Raw genomic sequence first — 21,297 nt, 5'->3', positions numbered from 1 at the left:
CGTGGCTGTGTCCGAGCGACCAGCGCAAAAAGCGCAGATGGCATAAAATCCCGGCATCCGCTGCAACCGAGCCCACCATGTCCACCCTCCTCCAGCATGCCCAGATCGACTGGGACGACCAGGGCCGCCCCCATTCGCGGCAGTACGACGATGTGTACTTCGCCGTCAACGAAGGCATCGAAGAAACCAAACACGTCTTCCTCGGCCAGACCCGTCTGGGCGAACGCTTCGCCGAGCTGGCGCCGCACGCCTGCCTGGTCATCGGCGAGACCGGTTTTGGCACCGGCATGAACTTTTTCTGCGCCTGGCAGTTGTTCAACGAACAAGCGCCTAGCGACGCCCGCCTGCATTTCGTCAGCGTCGAGAAGTACCCCCTCGGCCACGATGACATGGCCCGCGCAGTGCGCCTGTGGCCAGAACTGGCGGCCTATACCGAGCCGCTGCTGGAGCAGTACGTGGCCGTGCACCCGGGGTTCCAGCAGTTCACCTTCGACAACGGTCGGGTCACCCTGACGCTGTTGATCGGCGACGTGCTCGAACAACTGCCGCAGCTCGATGCACAGATCGATGTGTGGTTCCTCGATGGCTTCGCCCCGGCCAAGAACCCCGACATGTGGACCCCAGCGCTGTTCGCGCAACTGGCGCGGCTGTCGCACGCGGGTACCGTGCTGGGCACCTTCACCACCACCGGCTGGGTGCGACGCAGCCTGGTCGAAGCCGGCTTCGCCATGAAGAAGGTGCCGGGCATCGGCAAGAAATGGGAGGTAATGAGCGGCGCCTACACCGGGCCGGCAGCCACACGTCAGTACGTGCCCTGGTATGGCCGCCCGCACTGTGAGGCGGGGCCACGCCAGGCCCTGGTGATCGGGGCCGGGCTCGCCGGCAGCGCCACTGCCGCCAGCCTGGCCAGGCGTGGCTGGCAGGTCACGGTACTGGAGCGTCACGATGCCCCCGCCCGCGAAGCCTCGGGCAACCCGCAAGGGGTGCTGTACCTCAAGCTGTCCGCCCATGGCACGGCCCTTTCGCAGATGATCCTGGCCGGCTTTGGTTATACCAGGCGCCAGCTTGAGCGCCTGCAGCGTGGCCGCGACTGGGATGCCTGCGGCGTGCTGCAGTTGGCGTTCGACAGCAAGGAGGCCGAACGCCAGGGCAAGCTGGCCGCAGCCTTTGACCCTGACCTGTTGCGCTCGCTGGAACGTGAAGAGGCCGAGGCCATTGCCGGTGTGGCATTGCCGGCGGGCGGCCTGTTCTATCCGCAAGGCGGCTGGGTACATCCACCGGCCTTGTGCCAGGCGCAGTTGCAGCACCCCGGGATTCAACTGCTGGGGCACCATGAGGTGGTGGAACTGCGCAAGGTCGATGACCTGTGGCAGGCCTGGGATGGCGAGCGCCTGCTGGCCAGCGCCCCCCTGGTGGTGCTGGCAGGCGCCGCCGATGTACGGCGTTTCGCACCCTGTGCACAGCTGCCGCTCAAACGCATCCGTGGGCAAATCACCCGCTTGCCGGCGACCGCCAGCAGCCGCGCCCTGCGCACCGTGGTGTGCGCGGACGGTTATGTGGCACCGCCTCGGGAAGGCGAACACACGCTGGGCGCAAGCTTCGATTTCCACAGCGAAGACCTGGCGCCGACCGTTGCCGAGCACAAGGGCAACCTGGCGCTGCTGGATGAAATCTCCACGGACCTGGCGCAGCGCCTGAGTACTGCCGCGCTCGACCCTGAGCAGTTGCAGGGCCGCGCAGCGTTTCGCTGCACCAGCCCGGATTACCTGCCGATCGTCGGGCCGATGGCCGACCCGCAGGCGTTTATCGAAGCCTACGCCGCACTGGGCAAGGATGCGCGGCAGGTACCGGAGGTGGAGTGCCCTTGGCTCGACGGGCTGTATGTGAACAGCGGGCATGGGTCGCGGGGGTTGATCACGGCGCCGCTGGCGGGTGAATTGATTGCGGCCTGGGTGTGCGGGGAGCCTTTGCCGGTACCTCGGGCAGTGGCTGAGGCTTGCCATCCGAACCGGTTTGCCTTGCGCAAGCTGATTCGGGGGAAGTGAGAGGGCTGGGGGCATGGCGGGAGATAGATTGCGGCTGTGAGATCGAGCGCCCCCCCAGCCAAGCGCCCCATATAACAGATCGTTCTAAAACTCCTGCAAACCTCACCGGTCAGTTCCTTACGGCGCCCTGATTCTGGGCACCGCCTCCCCAACGGAAAAACCGGTAAGGACTTATGTGCGGATTAGCAGGAGAGTTACGTTTCACCCCCATCGACCAAGCCCCACGCCCGGCCGACCTGGCTGCGGTGGAGCGCATCACCCACCATCTGGCGCCTCGCGGCCCAGACGCCTGGGGCTTTCATAGCCAGGGGCCGATCGCCCTCGGCCACCGCCGGCTGAAAATCATGGATTTGTCCGACGGCTCGGCTCAGCCGATGGTCGACAATACCCTGGGCCTCTCGCTGGCCTTCAACGGCGCCATCTACAACTTCCCTGAACTGCGCCAGGAGCTGCAGGACCTGGGCTACACCTTCTGGTCCGACGGCGACACCGAAGTGCTGCTCAAGGGCTACCACGCCTGGGGCGCGGCCTTGCTGCCCAAGCTCAACGGCATGTTCGCCCTGGCCATCTGGGAGCGCGACAACCAGCGCCTGTTCCTGGCCCGCGACCGCCTCGGCGTCAAACCCCTTTACCTGTCGCGCAACGGTGAGCGCCTGCGCTTCGCCTCAACGCTGCCGGCGCTGCTCAAGGGCGGCGACATTGACCCGGTGATCGACCCGGTGGCGCTCAACCACTACTTGAACTTCCACGCCGTGGTACCCGCCCCGCGCACCCTGCTGGCCAATGTGCAAAAGCTTGAGCCCGGCACCTGGATGCGCGTCGACCGCCACGGCGAAGTCGAACGCCAGACCTGGTGGCAACTGCAGTACGGCACCCACCCGGACGAGCGTGAACTGGACCTGGAAGACTGGACCACCCGCGTGCTCGACGCGACGCGCGATGCCGTGGCGATCCGCCAGCGCGCCGCGGTGGATGTCGGGGTACTGTTGTCCGGCGGTGTCGACTCCAGCTTGCTGGTCGGCCTGCTGCGTGAAGCTGGTGTGGACGACTTGTCGACCTTCTCCATCGGCTTCGAGGATGCCGGCGGCGAGCGTGGCAACGAGTTCGAGTATTCCGACCTCATCGCCCGCCACTACGGCACCCGCCACCACCAGCTGCGCATTGCCGAGCACGAAATCATCGAGCAACTGCCGGCTGCGTTCCGCGCCATGAGCGAGCCCATGGTCAGCCATGACTGCATTGCCTTCTACCTGCTGTCGCGGGAAGTGGCCAAGCACTGCAAAGGCGTGCAAAGCGGCCAGGGCGCGGACGAGCTGTTCGCCGGCTACCACTGGTACCCGCAGGTCGATGGCGCCGAGGATGCCTTTGGCGCTTACCGCGACGCGTTCTTCGACCGCAGCCACGCCGAGTACCAGGACACCGTGCAAGCACCCTGGCTGCTGGAAACCGACGCGGCCGGCGACTTTGTCCGCGAGCACTTCGCCCGCCCTGGCGCCCGCCACCCGGTAGACAAGGCCCTGCGCCTGGACAGCACGGTGATGCTGGTCGACGACCCGGTCAAACGCGTCGACAACATGACCATGGCCTGGGGCCTGGAAGCGCGTACGCCGTTCCTCGATTACCGCCTGGTGGAACTGTCGGCCCGCATCCCGGCACGCTTCAAGCTGCCCGACGGTGGCAAGCAGGTGCTCAAACAGGCTGCCCGGCGGGTGATCCCACATGAGGTGATCGACCGCAAGAAGGGTTACTTCCCGGTCCCTGGCCTCAAGCACCTGGAAGGCGCGACGCTGGATTGGGTGCGCGAACTGCTGACCGACCCCAGCCAGGACCGAGGGCTGTTCAACCCGGCCATGCTCGACCGCCTGCTGAGCAATCCGCATGGCCAGTTGACCCCCTTGCGGGGCTCCAAGTTATGGCAGCTGGCGGCGCTCAACCTGTGGCTGAGCGAACAAGGAATCTGACCGATGAAAGCCCACGAAATCGCCTACGGCCAGCGCTTGTTGCGCGGCCAGGCACCGTCCTACGAGCGCTTGCAGGCGCGCCTGGCCGGCGATGGCAGCGAGCCCCACGACCAGCCACGTGCCGTGCACTGTGGCTGGGGGCGGCTGCTGATCGGTCACACCTACCCCGACCCGGTCACGCTCGCCGAAGCCCTGCTCGACGAGCGGCCTGGCGAGCGCGACATCGCCCTGTACGTGGCCGCGCCGCAGCAGTTGCTGGCCCAGGCGCCGCAGCAGTTGTTTCTCGACCCCTCCGACACCCTGCGCCTGTGGTTTACCGACTACCGCCCAGCGCAGCGGGTGTTCCGTGGTTTTCGCGTGCGACGGGCGCAAAACCCGGCGGACTGGCAGGCGATCAACACCCTCTACCAGGCACGCGGCATGTTGCCGGTCGACCCCGAGCGGCTCACCCCACGTCACCTGGGTGGGCCGGTGTACTGGCTGGCCGAGGATGAAGACAGTGGCGCGGTGATCGGCAGCGTGATGGGCCTGAACCATTGCAAGGCGTTCGACGACCCCGAGCACGGCAGCAGCCTGTGGTGCCTGGCCGTCGACCCGCACTGCACCCGCCCGGGCGTGGGTGAAGTGCTGGTGCGTCACCTGATTGAGCACTGCATGAGCCGTGGCCTGGCCTACCTGGACCTGTCGGTGCTGCATGACAACCGCCAGGCCAAGCGCTTGTACGAAAAACTCGGGTTTCGCAACCTGCCGACCTTCGCCGTCAAGCGCAAGAACGGCATCAACGAACGCTTGTTCCTCGGCCCAGGCCCCGAGGCGGGGCTCAACCCCTATGCGCGGATCATCGTCGACGAGGCACTGCGCCGTGGTATCGAGGTGCAGGTCGACGACGCCGCAGGCGGGCTGTTCACCTTGAACCTGGGCGGGCGCCGCATTCGCTGCCGCGAGTCTTTGAGCGACCTGACCAGCGCCGTGACCATGACCCTGTGCCAGGACAAGCGCCTGACCCAGCATGCGTTGAGCAACGCCGGGCTGCGTGTACCGGCCCAGCAACTGGCGGGCAATGCCGACGACAACCTGGCGTTTCTCGACGAGCATGGCGCGGTCGTGGTCAAACCGGTGGATGGCGAACAAGGCCAAGGGGTGGCGGTGAACCTCACCACCCTCGAAGACATCACCCAGGCGGTGGAGCACGCTCGGCAGTTCGACAGCCGTGTGCTGCTGGAGAGCTTCCACGCAGGCCTGGACCTGCGCATCGTGGTGATCGGCTTTGAAGTGGTGGCGGCTGCCATACGCCACCCGGCCCAAGTGGTGGGTGATGGCAAGCACGACATCCGCGCGCTGATCGAAGCCCAAAGCCGCAGGCGCCAGGCAGCGACCGGTGGCGAGAGCCGCATCCCGCTCGACGATGAAACCGAGCGCACCCTGCGCGCGGCGGGGCTGGGCTATGACGACGTATTGCCTGTCGGCCAACGCCTGGCGGTGCGGCGTACCGCCAACTTGCACACCGGCGGCACCCTGGAGGATGTTACTGAACGCCTGCACCCGGTGCTGGCCGATGCCGCAGTACGGGCTGCACGGGCGCTGGAGATCCCGGTGGTGGGGTTGGACTTCATGGTGCGTGATGTCGAACAGGCGGATTACGTGATCATCGAGGCCAACGAACGCGCCGGCCTGGCCAATCATGAACCGCAGCCGACGGCTGAGCGGTTTATCGACCTGTTGTTCCCGCATAGCCGGGGATTGGCGTGAAACCATGACGGCCTCTTCGCGGGCAAGCCCGCTCCCACAGGTTGGCCGCTTAACCTGAAAGCAGCGGTAAACCAGTGGGAGCGGGCTTGCCCGCGAAGAGGCCAGTAAGGAGTACCCATGTCCGAAAAATACCCCGAACCCGACCTCGACTACCTCAAACGCGTGCTGCTGGAGATGCTCGCCATCCCCAGCCCCACCGGCTTCACCGACACCATCGTGCGTTACGTGGCCGAACGCCTGGATGAACTGGGCATCCCCTTCGAGCTAACGCGCCGTGGCACCATCCGCGCCACCCTCAAGGGGCGGCAAACCTCACCCGACCGCGCCGTCTCCGCGCACCTGGATACCATCGGCGCCAGCGTGCGTCAGTTGCAGGACAACGGCCGCCTGGCCCTGGCACCGGTAGGCTGCTGGTCAAGCCGTTTTGCCGAGGGCAGCCGGGTCAGTGTGTTCACCGACACCGGTGTGTTGCGTGGCAGCGTGTTGCCGCTGATGGCCAGCGGGCATGCCTTCAACACCGCCATCGACCAGATGCCGGTCAGCTGGGACCACGTCGAGGTGCGCCTGGACGCCTACTGCGCGACCCGCGCCGACTGCGAAGCCCTGGGGGTATCGATCGGCGATTTCGTGGCGTTCGACCCGTTGCCGGAGTTCACCGAAAGCGGCCACATCAGTGCCCGCCACCTGGACGACAAGGCCGGTGTGGCCGCGTTGCTGGCGGCGCTCAAGGCGGTGGTGGAAAGTGGCCGACAGCCGCTGATCGACTGCCACCCGCTGTTCACCATCACCGAAGAAACCGGCTCTGGCGCCGCAGGGGCCTTGCCCTGGGACGTCAGCGAGTTCGTCGGCATCGACATTGCCCCGGTGGCGCCAGGGCAAGCCTCCAGCGAGCATGCGGTGAGCGTGGCCATGCAGGACTCCTCGGGGCCTTATGACTACCACCTGTCACGTCATCTGCTAAAACTGGCGGGCGACCACGATTTGCCGGTCAGACGCGACCTGTTCCGCTACTACTTCAGCGACGCCCACTCAGCGGTGACGGCCGGGCATGACATCCGTACCGCGCTGGTGGCATTCGGTTGCGATGCCACGCACGGCTACGAGCGCACCCATATAGACAGCCTGGCGGCGCTCAGCCGGTTGCTGTCGGCGTACCTGCTGAGCCCACCGGTGTTTGCCAGCGACTCGCAGCCGGCCAACGCCTCACTCGAGCGTTTCAGCCATCAGCTTGAGCACGATGCGCAGATGGAGAGCGATACACGGGTGCCGGCGGTGGATAGCCTGGTTGGGAATAAAGGCTGATATTTTGGGGCCGCACAGCGGCCCCAAATTCTCGAACGTTTCGCGTAGCATGCCCACACTCAACTCCCCAGAATCGCCCACCATGCTAATCCCCTACGACCAACTGCAAGCCGAAACCCTGACCCTGCTGATCGAAGACTTCGTCACCCGCGACGGCACCGACAACGGCGACGATACCCCCCTGGAAACCCGCGTGTTGCGGGTGCGCCAGGCGTTGGCCAAGGGCCAGGCGTTCATCCTGTTTGACCCGGAAAGCCAGCAATGCCAGCTCCTGGCCAAACATGATGTGCCACGCGAGCTGCTCGACTGACGCCCTCACGCGCCACACCCCTTGCGCTCCTCCCCCTCCTTGATGCGCTTGTATACCTCGGCGCGGTGCACCGGCACCTCGCGGGGCGCACTCACCCCGAAACGCACCATCCCGTCCCGTGTCTCTACCACCATGATGCGGATGTCATCGCCAATGGTGATGACTTCGCCAACTGCGCGCCCTATTACCAGCATGATCCGATCCTCCAGCGTAAGGGAAAACCGGAGACTGCCTCGGGTACATAAGGCTACTCAATAGCTCCACGGCAATTCAGAAGCACCTTACATTCATAGGTAATTCCCCCTACAGACCGATCATCGCGCAGGGGCCTTGGCACGCATTTTTACCGCCATTTCGGCCATCTCGTCATACAGCCGCGCGGGCGCCTCGCGCTTGAGCTGCCAGGCCTGGCGCCCGGCCTCGTGCGGCAAAATCAGGAACTCGCCAGCCGCCACTTGCCGGTGGATATACTCAGCGATATCGACCGCGCTGATCGGCGAGCCTTCCAGCAGCTTGCCCACCTGGGCCTTCATGGCCGGGTTCGGCCCTCGGAACGAATCCAGCAGGTTGGTCTGGAAGAACGACGGGCACACCACATGCACCGCCACCTGCACCTGGCGCAACTCGACCAGCAGGCTTTCCGACAGGGCCAGCACACCGGCCTTGGCCACGTTGTAATTGCTCATGCCTGGGCCCTGCATCAGGGCGGCCATCGAGGCAATGTTGATGATTCGCCCCTTGCTACGCTCCAGCAACGGCAGGAAAGCCTTGCAGCCCTTGACCACCCCCATCAGGTTGACCGCGATCTGCCAGTCCCAGTCTTCAAGCGACAGTTCGGCGAAGAAACCGCCTGAGGCGACGCCAGCGTTGTTGACGACCACATCGATGCCGCCGAACCGCTCCTCGCACGCCTGGGCCAAGGCGGTAAGTTGGCTGTAGTCGCGCACATCGCAGCGCTGGGCAAACCCTTCGCCACCAACCTCACGGGCCATTTCCAGCGTCTCGCGCAGGCCTGCCTCATTGACGTCGGCCAACGCCAGGCGCCAGCCTTCGCGTGCCCAACGCAGGGCCATTTCGCGGCCCAGGCCGGACCCGGCGCCGGTAATCATGATGCGGTTTTGCATGGTGGCAGGCCTTGTTCTGATGGGTTGTCAGGCGAGTCTAATCAAGGCGTTGCCGTGAGGGAGGGTTCATCAGGGCAGTGAATGAATGGGCATGACCAAGCGGTCAGTACCGAGCAAATGGAATCTTTAGCCAAGCGCATTGGTCCGATTTAACAAGAGGCCAGCAGTCCGAGGCCCTTGACCCCTAACCACGCAAGGACTCCGCCATGACCACGATCCTCATCATCATCCTGATCCTGCTGCTGATCGGTGGCTTACCCGTCTTCCCACACTCGCGCAGTTGGGGCTATGGCCCTTCCGGCATTATCGGCGTGGTGTTGGTGATTCTGCTGGTGTTGTTGTTACTTGGCATGATTTGACTGCAGGGCATACAAAGCCAATTGCCGCTCCAGCTGCACCATGGCTTCGCACAATGCCTTCACATCGTTCTTCACACCCTCCCGTGCGAGCGGTTTTTCGTTACAGCTGCGCTCTAACCGCTCGCACAGCTCCACCACACGCTTAGCCCGGGCAATGCGCGCGCCGCCTTTGATACGATGCGCCAGCATGGCCAAAGCCGCTGGGTTTGCCATTGACTGCTCAAGCTGCTGCAGGTCCTGCAGCGTGCTGGTACGCAGGTCGGCCAGCAACGCGCGTAACGCCGGTTCATCGTTGGCCACCAGCCGTCGCATATGCACGAGGTCGAGCATCGCCGGCCGAGCACGGGCCAATGCCTGAACCAGGCTGTCCAACCCCAGGGGCTTGAACAGGCAATCATCCATGCCCGCCGCACGGCAGCGCTGGCGCTCCACTTCGGTGGCACTGGCCGTCAGGCCGATCAGCTGGCAGCGTGGCCTGCCGCTGCGCCGTTCGTGCTCCCTGATAGCGCGGGCCAGGGCGTAACCATTGAGCCGGGGCATGTTGCAGTCGCTGATCACCCCATCGAAGTGTTCGGCCAGCCATAAGCGCAAGGCCTGGGCACCGTCTTCGGTGACCCGCACCTGGTGCCCGAGATAATCCAGCTGCTGGGCCAGCAGCAGGCGATTGGCGGGGTAATCATCGACCACCAGCAGGCGCAGCGGCATCACCGAGTACCGGGCATCATCGCCAGCGCAGGCAGGTATAGCGTGCGCGGCACTCAACTGCGGCACGCTCAGGCGCACATCCACTTCGGTGCCCTGCCCCAGCACGCTATGCAGGCGTAGGCTGCCGCCCATCATCTCGCACAAGCTGCGGCTGATGCCCAGGCCCAGGCCAGTGCTACAACGCGGTGAGTGCTGCTGGTTGCTGGCCTGGCGATACGGTTGGCCCAACTGCGACAGCTCGCCTGGGTCGATACCGACACCGGTATCGCTCACCTTCAGCGCCATCGCCAGGTAGCCATCGGCGGGGGTTGCCGACAGCGTGACGGTCACCCCGCCCTGTTCGGTAAACTTGATGGCATTGCTCAGCAGGTTGGCCAGCACCTGCTTGAAGCGCAAAGGGTCCAGCATGACCTGGGCGTCCACCTCACCCAGGGTGTGCAAGCGCAGCTCCAGGCCCTTGCCGCGTGCCTGCTGTTCAAACAACTGCAGCACCCGCACCACCTGCTCGCGCAGGCACACCCGTTGCGGGGCCATGTGCAGGTGCCCCGACTCGATGCGGGTGATGTCAAGGATGTCACCGATCAGTTCCAGCAGGCCGCGCGCCGCGTCATCGGCTACTTCCAGAGCCAGGTGGTCGAGCACGCCCTGCTCGGCCTTGCGCCGGGCCAGTTCAAGCATGCCCTGCACGGCATGCAGCGGTGTGCGGATTTCATGGCTCATGGTGGTAAGGAATTGGGTCTTGGCCTGGTTCGCGGCCTCGGCCTCGCGCTTGGCCTGCTGCAGTTGCACGTGCTGGCGGCGCTGGTAGCGGATCCACAACAGGGCCAGGCCCAGTAATGAAAAGGCCGTGCCAAAGCCGAGCAGAATGCTTGCCCGATAACGTGGCCAGGCGCCATCAGCGACGATCATCGGGTTGCGCCAGCGGCGTACCAGCAGGTCGGTTTCGCGCGGCGAGAGGCTGAGCAATGCTGTGTCGAGAATCCCCTGCAGCTCCACCGCCCCGTGCGTGCTGGCCAGGGCAAAATGAGCAGGTGGCAAGGGCAGGCTGGCGCTGATTTTCAGGCGCCCTGGATACCAGCGGGCGATCAGTGGCCGGGCATCATCGAATGTCAGCACGGCAGCAGCCGCCTGACCGCGAGCCACTGCATGCAGCGCTTGGACCGGGCCGGGCACTATCAGCGGCACGACCTGCGAGCGATGCCGGGTGAGTTCTTCCTGCACCGCGCTGCCCCAAATCACTGCAAGCGATTGGCCGGCCAACTGCGCGAGGCGAGTCGGTGCCTCAGCGCTGTCACGCGTCACCAGCACCCGCGAGGCACTGAGGTAGGCCCGGCTGAAGCTCACCTGGCGTTCCAGTGCCGCACTACGCGGCACCCCGGCAATCAACTGGACCTGCCCCTGTTGCAGTTGTTCAAGCATGCGCTGCAGCTTGCCACCGGCCTGCACCTCAAACTGCAGGCCGGTACGCCGGCTGATCAGTTGCAGCACATCAAGGCTCAGGCCTCGCAGTTGCCCCTTGCCATCGGTAAAACTCAAGGGCAGCAAATGCTCATCCACCCCTACCCGGATGACCGGGTTGGCGTGCAGCCAGCGCTGCTGAGCATCAGTCAACTGCAGGGGCTCGAGCTTGTGCGCCGCGCCAGCAACCGGGCTCCAGCGTTGCTCGATACCCAGGTGCTGACGCTCGCTCAGGCCGGCCAGGGCGGCATCCACCAGGCGCGGTAGCGGCGTGTCGCCATCGAACATGGCAAAGCCGATACCCTGCTGGGGTAAGCCCGCGTGGCCAACCTCCTCGACGCCACCCAGCTGGCTGCGGCCCAGCACGTAGCGTGCAACCAGGCCATTGCCCAGATACAGGTCGGCCTGACCCAGCGCGAGGGTGGCCAGGGCGCTGAATGGCGAGGGGTGCAGTTGCACACGCGCCTGGGGGTATGTTTGGCGAACCTGTCGCGCGTTGCGGTAACCCTCGACCATCACCAGGTCGAAGCCCTGCGCACTGTCGACCTGCTCGCTGCTCAGCGCTTCCTGGCCCAATAGCATGGGCCAGTCCTGGGCGTAGGGCCGCGAGAGCAGCAGGCCGGCTTTCTGGGCCTGCTGGGCGGTCACCGACCCCAGCAGGTCGAGCGTGCCGTCACGCAGCGCTGCGGCCGCCTCGGTGAAGGACGCGTAGACTTGAACGCGAACGTCCAGGTTCAACTGTTCGCCCAGCAGCCCGGCATAATCGGCGGTTATGCCTTCGTAGGCATTGCCCGTACCGAGGATATCGAACGGCGGGTTGTCCCGCGCCAATACGCCCAGGCGCAACTGCCTGCGCTGCCACAACCAGCGTATGCCAGCATCGTCGGGTTCATGGCGGGGCCCGTCCAGGGTTGCCCGAGCATGCAACTGCGGGGCGGGCTGTACGGGCAACGCCAGCAGAGCACAGGGGAACGCCAGCAGAGCACAGGCCAACGCCAACAGTAAGGCACGCAGCGGCACGCGAAAACTGGGTTAGATGAGTTGATTGCGACGGGCGAAGTCCGCCAGGTCAATCAACGAACTGAGCCTGAGCTTTTCCAGCAGGCGGGTCTTGTAGGTGCTGATGGTCTTGTTGCTCAGCAGCATGGCCTCGCCGATCACTTTGTTGCTCAGGCCACGGGCCAGATACTGCAGCACCATCAGTTCGCGGTCGGTGAGGCTGGCGATGCATTGCGCCTCGCTGGTGCGCAGGTCCTGGCAATTGACCGAACTGAGCGCCACCTCGGGGAAGTAGGTATAACCCGAGAGCACTGCCCGCACGGCCTTGCTCAGCTCGCCAAGGTCATCGGTTTTCGACACATAACCCGCAGCGCCCGCCTGCAGGCAACGCAGCGAATAGGCCTCTGGCAGCAACGAAGTCAACACGATGATCTTGCCTGGGTGCTGCAAGGCTTTGAGCCGGGCGATCACTTGCAGGCCGTCGAGGTCTGGCATGGCGATATCGAGAATGATCAGGTCGGGCGCCTGCTCACGCGCCAGGCGCAGCGCATCAATGCCATTGTCGGCCTGGCCGAGTACCTCCACGCGGTCCTGACGCAGCAGCATGCAGACCGTGGCGCGGATGAAGGGATGGTCGTCAACCACGACTGCTTTGTACATGCCCCCTCCTTACTGGCAAATGCGCCCTAGATTTCTGCATCGAAAATCACGGTGACCTTGCCGCTGTACTTTTCGCCAGCGCGGTCCAGCATGGGCCGCAGATCAGCCTGGGCCACTTCAAAATGCAGTTGGCTGGGGCCGTTGGCTGTCGGCAAAAATGCCTCGAGCCCCAATGCAGCAGCGCGCCCAGTTGGCAGCGGTTTTTTGGTGACCGACTGCCAGCCTTGATAGAGGACGCCATACGGCATAGTAATCGCCACCTTCAGGGCAACCTCCTCACCACGGCGGTTGCGAATACCGCAGCCATCGCCGACATCGAATTCACACTGTTTGTAGACTTTGAACGGGCCTGTCGACCACAGCCGCATCGACAGGTCGTTGAACAGCCGCGGCGGCACTCGCCCGCCATCGAGCCAGGCGGCCCAGCCACCTGGCGGCTCCAGCACCGCGTGGTCGAAACCGAGGGGGAATTCCAGCCGAAAACTGTGCTGCACGTCGATGACGATATTGACGGTGATGTCGTTACTGTTCAGCGCAGTCACGTCATTGCCGAAGTCGAAATCGCCCCCGGCGCCTAGGGTGTAGGTGACACTGCCGCGGTAGATGCCAGGCTTGAGCCTATAAGGGGGTGGCAGGCCGAGGGTATAAACAACACTGAGTTCCGACGTGGTAACTGTTTCTCGCTGGCCCACAATGCTCGACTGAGCTCGAGTCCAGCATTCCCCCGGAGCACGCGGCATATTCCACCGCGTGAGAAATTCAGTTTGGGAGATCCACGCTCCACTCTGAACTTGGCAGTCGCCCCCTGCTCTGTACGGAGTAGCAGCAGGATTACGGTCCCTGCGGGGGCTCGCGACCCGTTGCGAAATGGTCGGAAAGTTGAGCTGAACTTGATGTGTTTCGCCAGACTGATCGTGGTAGATGTCCACCTGCTTAGGCGCTGGCGTTCTGACATAGAAGTTCTCACGCGGTACAGTCGTGACCTGGGTGAGTTTGGTGTAAGTGACAGGCAACGTGACCGATAACTTGTTCCTGCACATGGTAGGTAAAATCGCACACGCGGAAGCTGGTGGCGTAGTGTGTTCAAACTGCGCCGAGCTCTCACCGCGATACTGCGCACTGAGCGTAACCTCCAGTGCCTGCACCGGCGCGGCGAGGACGAGCACAGCCGCCAGCCATAGCCGTCGAGCACGTAAACCTGCGGCCCTGCTCATCCTTGCACCGTCATCTGCTGGCGCCGCTCGCCTTCCTGCAGCTCGAAGTGGAAGACCCGACCCTGTTCCGCCTCGAACTGCCGGGTGCGCCCCGGCAGCAAGTGGTGCTTGGTGGCCTGCTCGCACTGTCCATTCCCCGCCTGACATACACGAAAATGATCGAGCACCAAGGTGCTGTTGCCTTTGTTAACGACGGTCAACTTGCCCCCCTCAGCTTGGGCACTGGTCGCAAAGCGAGTATCAGCCGGCCGCACGAACAGTAACGAGCCATAGCCGGCCAGCAAGTTGACCCCGGCCTTCAGGCTATTGCGGTAAGCGTCTACCTCGGCCTCATCTACTGTGAAGCCGTCATTGACCTCCGGCAGCACCGGAATAAAACGCACGCGGAAATACCGCTCGCGGTCGCGCGCCCCACGGTACAACAACCGCACCGACTGCAACCCGCGCGCCGGCACGATAAGCCGTGCAGGGCTTACCACCAGGCCGCGCTGTTCCAGCGGCAGCGATTCCAGGCTGATTTCACGTGCCGTGCCCTCTTCGTCATACACCAGCTCTGCGGCGCTGACCTTGACGAAAGCGGTGGTGTCGCCACCATTGCGCACGCGCTTGAGCAACGTGCTCTTGCCCGCGTCGATGTAATCGTACAGGCCGCCGATATTCAGCTCGGGCGCAGCCTGTAGTTGCAGCGGCAACAGCAATGCCATCACTACTGTGCAACAGAGACATCTGATCATCCTGACTCCTTGTTCTTCGCGAGATAGCCAAACAGTATTAGCCGTTGAAAGCACACAAAAACCGGGTCCAGAAACTTCAGTACGCTTCCCAGTGCTAATGCAGACATTTCCTACAGCGTTTTCCCGACAAATTGCCCTCATGAGCCACTGCCCTGCCGGGAGGTACCAGTTCCGGCCAAGCTCTCGGAGCGACAGCGCTGGTCACCGGCCAACAGGACATCGCTTTCCCGGGTCAGCCGCTCAGGCTGCAGGCTCAGCAGGCAAACGGCCTGGCCAGCCAGGCGTACTTCGAGCACTGGTGTGGACTCGCTCATCTCCACGGTGAAGTAACCGTCGGCTTCGGTCACACTGCGGCTGGCGTGGTTGATCACCTGTGCACCGCTGATGCCCGCGCCGTCGTTATCGAGCAGGCGCCCGAGCACCGTGACCGTGCGCATCACCCGCAACTGGCGGTATTCAATGCCGCCGCGGTTGAGGTGGTACTCGAAACCGTTGGGCTGGATCACGGCCGATGGTGCATGGCTGTCGCGAAAGTCCACCTGCACATGGCCCGGCCGGTAGGGCATGACGGGCAGCACGTTGCGCCCGGGGCGCAAGCTTGCGCTCATGCCCTGGAAGTCATCAGCGCGTAATTCCAGCCCGTCGATATCGGATTCCACATCGACGATCAGCCCCGCTTCGTGGGCAAGAAACTGCCCGCTGGCTGCCAGTTTGCCGGCGCCCAATGCGACCACGCTCTGCAGGTTGAGGCCGGCACTGAGCTCACCGTTGTAGGAGGAGGTCTGGCCATAAGCATCACCATTGAGCTGGCGGCTTTCGAACTGCGCATTTGCACCAATGCCTGTGCCATAGCGGTCAACACTGGCTGTGGCCCCCAGGGTGCGCAGCGCGCCGTAATCCACATCCTGCTGATAGGCGACCGAGACATTCTGATCGCGCCCGCCATCGCGCGAGGTGCGGCTGCCCAAGGTGGCGGCCAAACGCCGGCCTGGGCTACCCAGGCTCATGCTCACGCTCAGGTTGACGCCGCGATTGCGGGCCTCGCCGGTGCTGGCGGTGCCGGGGCGGTCGAAAAGCGAAAAGCGCCAGTTGGCATCCGAACCTGCCAGCTTGCCGAACTGCGTCCAACCAAGGTCGACACCCAAGCCGCTGGCCGCACCCGTGCTGTGCGACAGACGCAAGGTGGCAGTGCTGCGCGAGGTCACACGGTGGCTGAGCGACAGTGACGTCTGGCTGATTTCCTCCTGGCGCGCCAGCGGGCCGCGCACGCTGTGGCTGGGGAACGTCCAGGCACGGCTATGGCTGAACACCATCGAACCTGCGTCATGGTTGAAGATACCCTGCAGGTCGTAGCCATTGCCCAGGCCCGGGGTCTGGTTGAGGTTGGCGTACAGTTTCAGGCGGTCGCGTACATCCCAGTCCAGTGACGTGGCGTACTGCATCGCCTCATCGACTTGCTGGGCCGACACGCCGACCACCGCACGCGGGTGCACCAGGTAATTGAACATGACGCCACCGCTAAGGCTGTCATCGTGCTCGTCGTCCCAGTTGCTCAAGGCACTGGTCTGCTGGCCAAGGAAAAGGTTGTATCGCCAGCGGCTCTGGCTGTTGCCCCAATTCGAGGGCTTGTAGATGAATGCTTCGCTTCGCGACGTTTCCTGGCCGTCTTCTATCAGGCGCACTTCGACCTGATAGATGCCGCCAGGCAGCACACGGGTGTCGAGGGTCTGCAAGCCTGGCTGAACCGGCTGGCTATTGATCAGCACGCCATTGCGGTAAATCTCGGCGATGCCCTGACGATTGGGCGTGACGTAAACCGGCGTGGAACTTGCCTGGCCGCTGTCCACCAGCAAACTGTCACTGCTGCCGAACATGAGCCCCAGGGTGGTATCGGGGCTATTGCCAAGCAGGCGCGGTTGCCGGGTAAGGCCTTGGGCGCTCGGCGTAAAGTAGCCCAAGCGATAAAAATGCTCGTCGACCAGCCGCTCGGCATAGAGCTGATCCAGACGGTAGCGGGTACCCTCGCGTTGATCGCTGCCACGATCGAGCTGGGCATCAGCCAAGGTTGTCCAATTGCCCAGGCTACCCTGCCCCTGCACGGCATAGCGCCCGCTGGTTTCACTGCCATTGCCGACCAGATTGAGCTGATTTCGCAGGAGTAGGCCGTAGCTGCCGTGTTCCGGCAGGCCGTGATAGAGGCTCGCCGCCCCCTTTTGTTCGGCATCGGAGGTCAGCACGGAGAGTTGCGAATTGACCAGGCTGTAGTGAATCGCGCGCAAGCCCTCTGCGCAGTCGGCCTGGCAGTCGCCAAGCGGTCGGTCTTCTGCCAGGCGTGCCTGCCAGCGCCGACGTACGGCGACGGGCTCACGACTGTCTTGAATATCTGTGAACTCCAGCAACTGCACACGCTCATCCCGACTCAGCACCACCATGGCATCGCCCAGAAAACGGCCGTCGAGCTCAACGCGCACGGCCAGGGGCACGTCGAAAAAGTGTGCTTCAAACTCGCGAGGCAGCCCCTGGGCCTGGGCCAGTGTGCCGAGCGTTGCGGGTAATGCATCGCCTGCGGCGCTGATGGAGTACGCGCTCATGAGGGCGGCCAGCAACGCGCCGCCTGTTGAAAAAAAAGGGGAGAATTTGCTCATGACCCTGCCTGCAAGCAATGCCCTCCCCCGCCCAATGACAGGCTTGCGGGCAGGGTTGGACACATGGGATGAAAAGGCGTGCTTTGGCGGGTAGATCAGGGTGCGGCGGTTTCGAACATCATGCTGACCAAGCCTTGGTAGTTGCCGGGGATGTAGCCCCCGGTAGCAGGCGTCTTGGCGGTAATCACGAAGTCCATGACCGCACCGGGCAGGGCCTGGGCGGCAGTCAGGATTTCATTCGGCGTGGTTTGCAGGTCGGTCTTGCCGACTTTGACGTTCAGGTCGATGGCATCCAGGCCGCTGGTGATGATGGGTGCATTCAGCAGGTAGCCTGTAATCGGCCCAACGGTGCTTTTGGCTTGCAACTGATGGCGGATCTCGCCAAAGCTGGATTTCGTCGGGTTCCAAGGCAGCTCTTGCGGATCATTCATCCAATCGCTGCCAATGGGCTCGACATAGAACGCCGCCGTTGGCACAACAGCGGTAACCAGCACCTGTTTCTCGATCGGGTCGATGGCAAAGGCAGCACCGGTAAATACCATGGCCAGAGGAAGGGCAAGTAACGAACGTTTCACGAATCTGATCTCCTTGAAAGGCTAATGCCTGCTGGGGTTTCCCGGCGAGCAAGGAGATTATTCAGCGTCGAGCCGTCGAGATGACCAGGACCGTTCCGAGCGGGCTTGGGAAATTTCCCAGCGGCGTGAAAGTGCAGTCACCCAGACATGACAACGCCCCGACAGGCGGGGCGTTGTGCTCAACTGCTCAAACGTTAGTGAGAAACCGCCCCACTCGCCCCCAAGCCAGTCTGCGAACGCACAAACTGCGGGAAGAACAGCGCACGTTCATTCTCAGCCGCCTTGGACTTGTCGGTGACCGAGAAGAACCAGATACCGACGAAGGCAATCAGCATCGAGAACAGCGCCGGGTACTCGTACGGGTAGATCGCCTTCTCGTGACCGAGGATCTGCACCCAGATGGTCGGGCCAAGGATCATCAGGCCCACTGCACTCACCAGGCCCAGCCAGCCACCGATCATGGCGCCGCGGGTGGTCAGTTTCTTCCAGTACATCGAAAGCAGCAGTACCGGGAAGTTGCAGCTGGCAGCAATCGAGAATGCCAAGCCGACCATGAAGGCGATGTTCTGCTTCTCGAACAGAATCCCCAGGCCGATCGCCAGCACGCCCAGGGCGATGGTGGTGATCTTCGACACGCGGATCTCGTCCTTGTCGTTGGCCTTGCCCTTGCGCCATACACTGGCATACAGGTCATGGGACACCGCCGAGGCACCGGCCAGGGTCAGGCCAGCAACCACCGCCAGGATGGTGGCGAAGGCCACCGCCGAGATGAAGCCGAGGAACACGCTGCCACCCACGGCATTGGCCAGGTGCACCGCCGCCATGTTGTTGCCGCCCAGCAGGGCGCCTGCGGCGTCCTTGAACTCCGGGTTGGTGCTGACCAGCAGGATCGCGCCAAAGCCGATGATGAAGGTCAGGATGTAGAAGTAACCGATGAAGCCTGTGGCATAGAGCACGCTCTTGCGCGCTTCCTTGGCGTCGCTGACGGTGAAGAAGCGCATCAGGATGTGCGGCAGGCCAGCGGTACCGAACATCAGCGCAAGGCCCAGCGAGAAGGCCGAGATCGGGTCCTTGACCAGGCCGCCCGGGCTCATGATCGCCTCGCCTTTGGCGTGCACCTTGATCGCCTCGGAGAACAGGGTGTTGAAGTCGAAGTTGACGTGCTTCATCACCATCAGCGCCATGAAGCTGGCACCGGACAGCAGCAGCACGGCCTTGATGATCTGTACCCAGGTGGTGGCGAGCATGCCGCCAAACAGGACGTACAGGCACATCAAGATGCCGACCAGGATCACCGCCACGTGGTAGTCGAGGCCGAACAGCAGCTCGATCAGCTTACCAGCGCCGACCATCTGCGCGATCAAGTAGAACGCCACCACGACCAGCGAACCGGACGCCGACAGGGTGCGGATTTCCTTCTGCCCGAGGCGGTACGAAGCCACGTCGGCGAAGGTGTATTTGCCCAGGTTGCGCAGGCGTTCGGCGATCAGGAAGAGGATGATCGGCCAGCCGACCAGAAAACCGATCGAGTAGATCAGGCCGTCGTAGCCCGAGGTGAACACCAGGGCGGAAATACCCAGGAACGAGGCAGCCGACATGTAGTCACCGGCAATCGCCAGGCCGTTCTGGAAGCCTGTGATCTTGCCCCCGGCAGCGTAGTAGTCCGCCGCCGACTTGTTGCGTTTGGAAGCCCAGTAGGTGATGCCGAGGGTGAAGGCGACGAAGGCCACGAACATGGCGATCGCAGACACGTTAAGCGGCTGTTTCTGCACCTCGCCGGTCAGGGCATCGGCGGCCCACACGGCGGGTGCGAAAACGCCGCAGGCCAGTACGGCCAGGGCTTTGGCGTGGCGAATCATTGTTGCGCCTCCTTGAGGATGGCCTTGTTCAGCTCATCGAACTCGCCGTTGGCGCGGCGCACGTAGATGGCGGTCAGGACGAATGCCGAAACGATCAGGCCGACGCCCAGGGGAATGCCCCAGGTAATCGACGACTCAGGGCTGAGCTTGGTGCCCAGCAGATGAGGACCGTAGGCGATCAGGAGAATGAAGGCGCAGTACAGGCCGAGCATGATCGCCGAGAGAATCCAGGCGAACCGTTCGCGTTTGGTAACCAGCTCCTTGAAGCGCGGGCTGTTTTGTATCGAGAGGTAAATGCTGTCGTTCATTGTTTTTGTCCTAGCAGCACAGATAGGGGATGAAACCCACACCCTCACTTTATGCTGCCGCTGGACGCCAACCAGACGACCTTAGTCTTAGATGCAACAGTGTTTTACCGATTAAGTAACAAAGCGGGGCTGCTTTGCAGCCCTCTCGCGACACAAGGCCGCTTCTACAGGGAATTGCGTAACGCCTGTAGGAGCGGCCTTGTGTCGCGAGAGGGCCGCCAAGCGGCCCCGCTTTGGAAACACTAAATCAGTTACTTACCGGTCCACTCTTTGACCCGGTCCGGATGCTTGGCCACCCAATCCTTGGCCGCCGCTTCAGGCTTGGCACCTTCCTGAATCGCCAGCATCACCTCGCCAATCTCGTCCTTGGACTGCCAGCTGAACTTCTTGAGGAATTCCGCCACTTCCGGCGCCTTGGTCGCCAACTCTTTGCTGCCGATGCTGTTGACGGTTTCAGCCGCGCCATACACACCTTTCGGGTCTTCGAGGAACTTCAGCTTCCACTTGGCGAACATCCAGTGCGGTACCCAACCGGTCACAGCAATCGACTGCTGCTTGGCATAGGCACGGCCCAGCTCGGCCGTCATCGCGGCGCCGGAACTGGCCTGCAGCTTGTAACCCGTCAGGTCGTAGTCCTTGATGGCCTGATCGGTCTTGAGCATGACCCCTGAGCCGGCATCGATGCCAACGATCTTCTGCTTGAAGCTGGTGTCGGTCTTGAGGTCGGCGATACTCGCAGCCTTCACGTACTCAGGCACGATCAGGCCGATCTTGGCATCCTTGAAGTTGGCACCGTAATCAACCACGTTGTCCTTGTTCTTGGTCCAGTACTCGCCGTGGGTTACCGGCAGCCAGGCCGACAACATCGCATCGAGCTTGCCGGTCGCCACGCCCTGCCACATGATGCCCGTGGCCACGGCTTGCAGCTTCACGTCGTAGCCGAGTTTCTGCTTGATCACTTCGGCGGCCACGTTAGTGGTCGCCACGCTGTCGGACCAACCATCCACGTAACCAATGCTTACTTCTTTGGCCATTGCCTGTGCAGCGCTCATGGCCATTACCAGGGCGGTGCCCACACCCAGGAAACGTCGCACTTTCTTCAAAGTCGCCATCAAAGCATCCCCTCGTCAGGTCTCGGAGATTGCATCATCTTCCTGCAACAAACAGCGACCTGCTCCGTGTACGACCTGTAACCACTCATGTGCGACAGCACTGTGCCATTAGCGTCATCGGCTCACGCCAGTCTGCGCGATCCTTGCATGCCAAAGGATTGGCGCCGGGCTACTATCT

The 21,297-nt window shown here is 63.2% G+C and carries 17 protein-coding genes; 6 read left to right on the top strand and 11 right to left on the bottom strand.

Going from position 1 to position 21,297, the window contains the following annotated elements; genetic code table 11:
• Positions 1-77 precede the first annotated feature (77 nt).
• The 5 genes from mnmC (at position 78) to ACSSU5_RS17150 (ending at position 7,367) form a co-directional block, all read left to right on the top strand.
• On the top strand, positions 78-2,045 hold the full coding sequence (mnmC, locus tag ACSSU5_RS17170) for a bifunctional tRNA (5-methylaminomethyl-2-thiouridine)(34)-methyltransferase MnmC2/FAD-dependent 5-carboxymethylaminomethyl-2-thiouridine(34) oxidoreductase MnmC1 (RefSeq protein ID WP_492559342.1): 1,968 nt from the start codon (positions 78-80) through the stop codon (positions 2,043-2,045).
• A 173-nt stretch (positions 2,046-2,218) separates the two neighbouring features.
• Positions 2,219-4,006, top strand: a complete 1,788-nt coding sequence (locus tag ACSSU5_RS17165) for an N-acetylglutaminylglutamine amidotransferase (protein WP_492559341.1) — start codon at positions 2,219-2,221, stop codon at positions 4,004-4,006.
• 3 nt (positions 4,007-4,009) lie between these two features.
• Positions 4,010-5,755 (top strand): N-acetylglutaminylglutamine synthetase, encoded by a 1,746-nt coding sequence (gene ngg / locus ACSSU5_RS17160; protein WP_492559340.1) that lies wholly within the window; start codon positions 4,010-4,012, stop codon positions 5,753-5,755.
• A 117-nt stretch (positions 5,756-5,872) separates the two neighbouring features.
• Positions 5,873-7,057, top strand: a complete 1,185-nt coding sequence (locus tag ACSSU5_RS17155; protein WP_492559339.1) for an osmoprotectant NAGGN system M42 family peptidase — start codon at positions 5,873-5,875, stop codon at positions 7,055-7,057.
• An 82-nt stretch (positions 7,058-7,139) separates the two neighbouring features.
• Entirely contained in the window at positions 7,140-7,367 is a 228-nt protein-coding gene (locus ACSSU5_RS17150; protein ID WP_016501031.1) for a YheU family protein, read from the top strand.
• 5 nt (positions 7,368-7,372) lie between these two features.
• Here ACSSU5_RS17150 and csrA read toward each other — a convergent pair whose 3' ends face one another.
• Both csrA and ACSSU5_RS17140 read right to left on the bottom strand, forming a co-directional pair.
• Positions 7,373-7,561, bottom strand: a complete 189-nt coding sequence (gene csrA / locus ACSSU5_RS17145) for a carbon storage regulator CsrA (protein WP_264309865.1) — start codon at positions 7,559-7,561, stop codon at positions 7,373-7,375.
• Positions 7,562-7,681: 120 nt separating this feature from the next.
• A complete protein-coding gene (locus tag ACSSU5_RS17140) occupies positions 7,682-8,491 on the bottom strand; it encodes an SDR family oxidoreductase (RefSeq protein WP_264309866.1) in 810 nt (269 codons plus the stop codon).
• 206 nt (positions 8,492-8,697) lie between these two features.
• Here ACSSU5_RS17140 and ACSSU5_RS17135 point away from each other — a divergent pair, with 206 nt between their 5' ends.
• Positions 8,698-8,850, top strand: coding sequence for a DUF3309 family protein (locus ACSSU5_RS17135; protein ID WP_003252624.1), 153 nt, complete (start codon positions 8,698-8,700; stop codon positions 8,848-8,850).
• On the opposite strand, the gene ACSSU5_RS17130 is transcribed toward ACSSU5_RS17135, so the two are convergent.
• The 9 genes from ACSSU5_RS17130 to ACSSU5_RS17090 all read right to left on the bottom strand — a co-directional run bounded on the left by ACSSU5_RS17130 (position 8,833) and on the right by ACSSU5_RS17090 (position 21,119).
• Positions 8,833-12,033, bottom strand: coding sequence for a transporter substrate-binding domain-containing protein (locus ACSSU5_RS17130; RefSeq protein ID WP_492559338.1), 3,201 nt, complete (start codon positions 12,031-12,033; stop codon positions 8,833-8,835). The genes ACSSU5_RS17135 and ACSSU5_RS17130 overlap by 18 nt on opposite strands.
• 12 nt (positions 12,034-12,045) lie before the next feature.
• A complete protein-coding gene (locus ACSSU5_RS17125) occupies positions 12,046-12,672 on the bottom strand; it encodes a response regulator transcription factor (protein WP_264309868.1) in 627 nt (208 codons plus the stop codon).
• A gap of 26 nt (positions 12,673-12,698) precedes the next feature.
• On the bottom strand, positions 12,699-13,886 hold the full coding sequence (locus ACSSU5_RS17120) for a hypothetical protein (protein ID WP_492559337.1): 1,188 nt from the start codon (positions 13,884-13,886) through the stop codon (positions 12,699-12,701).
• Positions 13,883-14,620 carry a molecular chaperone gene (locus ACSSU5_RS17115; protein WP_492559336.1) on the bottom strand — a complete coding sequence of 246 codons (738 nt, stop codon included), beginning with the start codon at positions 14,618-14,620 and terminating at the stop codon, positions 13,883-13,885. The genes ACSSU5_RS17120 and ACSSU5_RS17115 overlap by 4 nt, the downstream gene beginning before the upstream one ends.
• 137 nt (positions 14,621-14,757) lie before the next feature.
• Positions 14,758-17,211 (bottom strand): CS1-pili formation C-terminal domain-containing protein, encoded by a 2,454-nt coding sequence (locus ACSSU5_RS17110; protein WP_492559335.1) that lies wholly within the window; start codon positions 17,209-17,211, stop codon positions 14,758-14,760.
• Positions 17,212-17,360: 149 nt separating this feature from the next.
• Entirely contained in the window at positions 17,361-17,840 is a 480-nt protein-coding gene (locus tag ACSSU5_RS17105) for a CS1 type fimbrial major subunit (RefSeq protein WP_492559334.1), read from the bottom strand.
• Between the two features lie 194 nt (positions 17,841-18,034).
• A complete protein-coding gene (locus tag ACSSU5_RS17100) occupies positions 18,035-19,699 on the bottom strand; it encodes a cation acetate symporter (RefSeq protein WP_264309873.1) in 1,665 nt (554 codons plus the stop codon).
• Positions 19,696-20,007 (bottom strand): DUF485 domain-containing protein, encoded by a 312-nt coding sequence (locus ACSSU5_RS17095; protein ID WP_264309874.1) that lies wholly within the window; start codon positions 20,005-20,007, stop codon positions 19,696-19,698. The genes ACSSU5_RS17100 and ACSSU5_RS17095 overlap by 4 nt, the downstream gene beginning before the upstream one ends.
• A gap of 251 nt (positions 20,008-20,258) precedes the next feature.
• The gene (locus ACSSU5_RS17090; RefSeq protein ID WP_264309875.1) at positions 20,259-21,119 is read right to left on the bottom strand and encodes a glycine betaine ABC transporter substrate-binding protein; all 861 of its coding nucleotides are present in this window, start codon (positions 21,117-21,119) and stop codon (positions 20,259-20,261) included.
• Positions 21,120-21,297: the final 178 nt, after the last annotated feature.

The organism is Pseudomonas sp. E1MeOHC2, assembly GCF_058745025.1.
The sequence above is the reverse complement of the archived record's forward strand: the minus strand, read 5'-3'. Positions and strand labels throughout refer to the sequence as shown.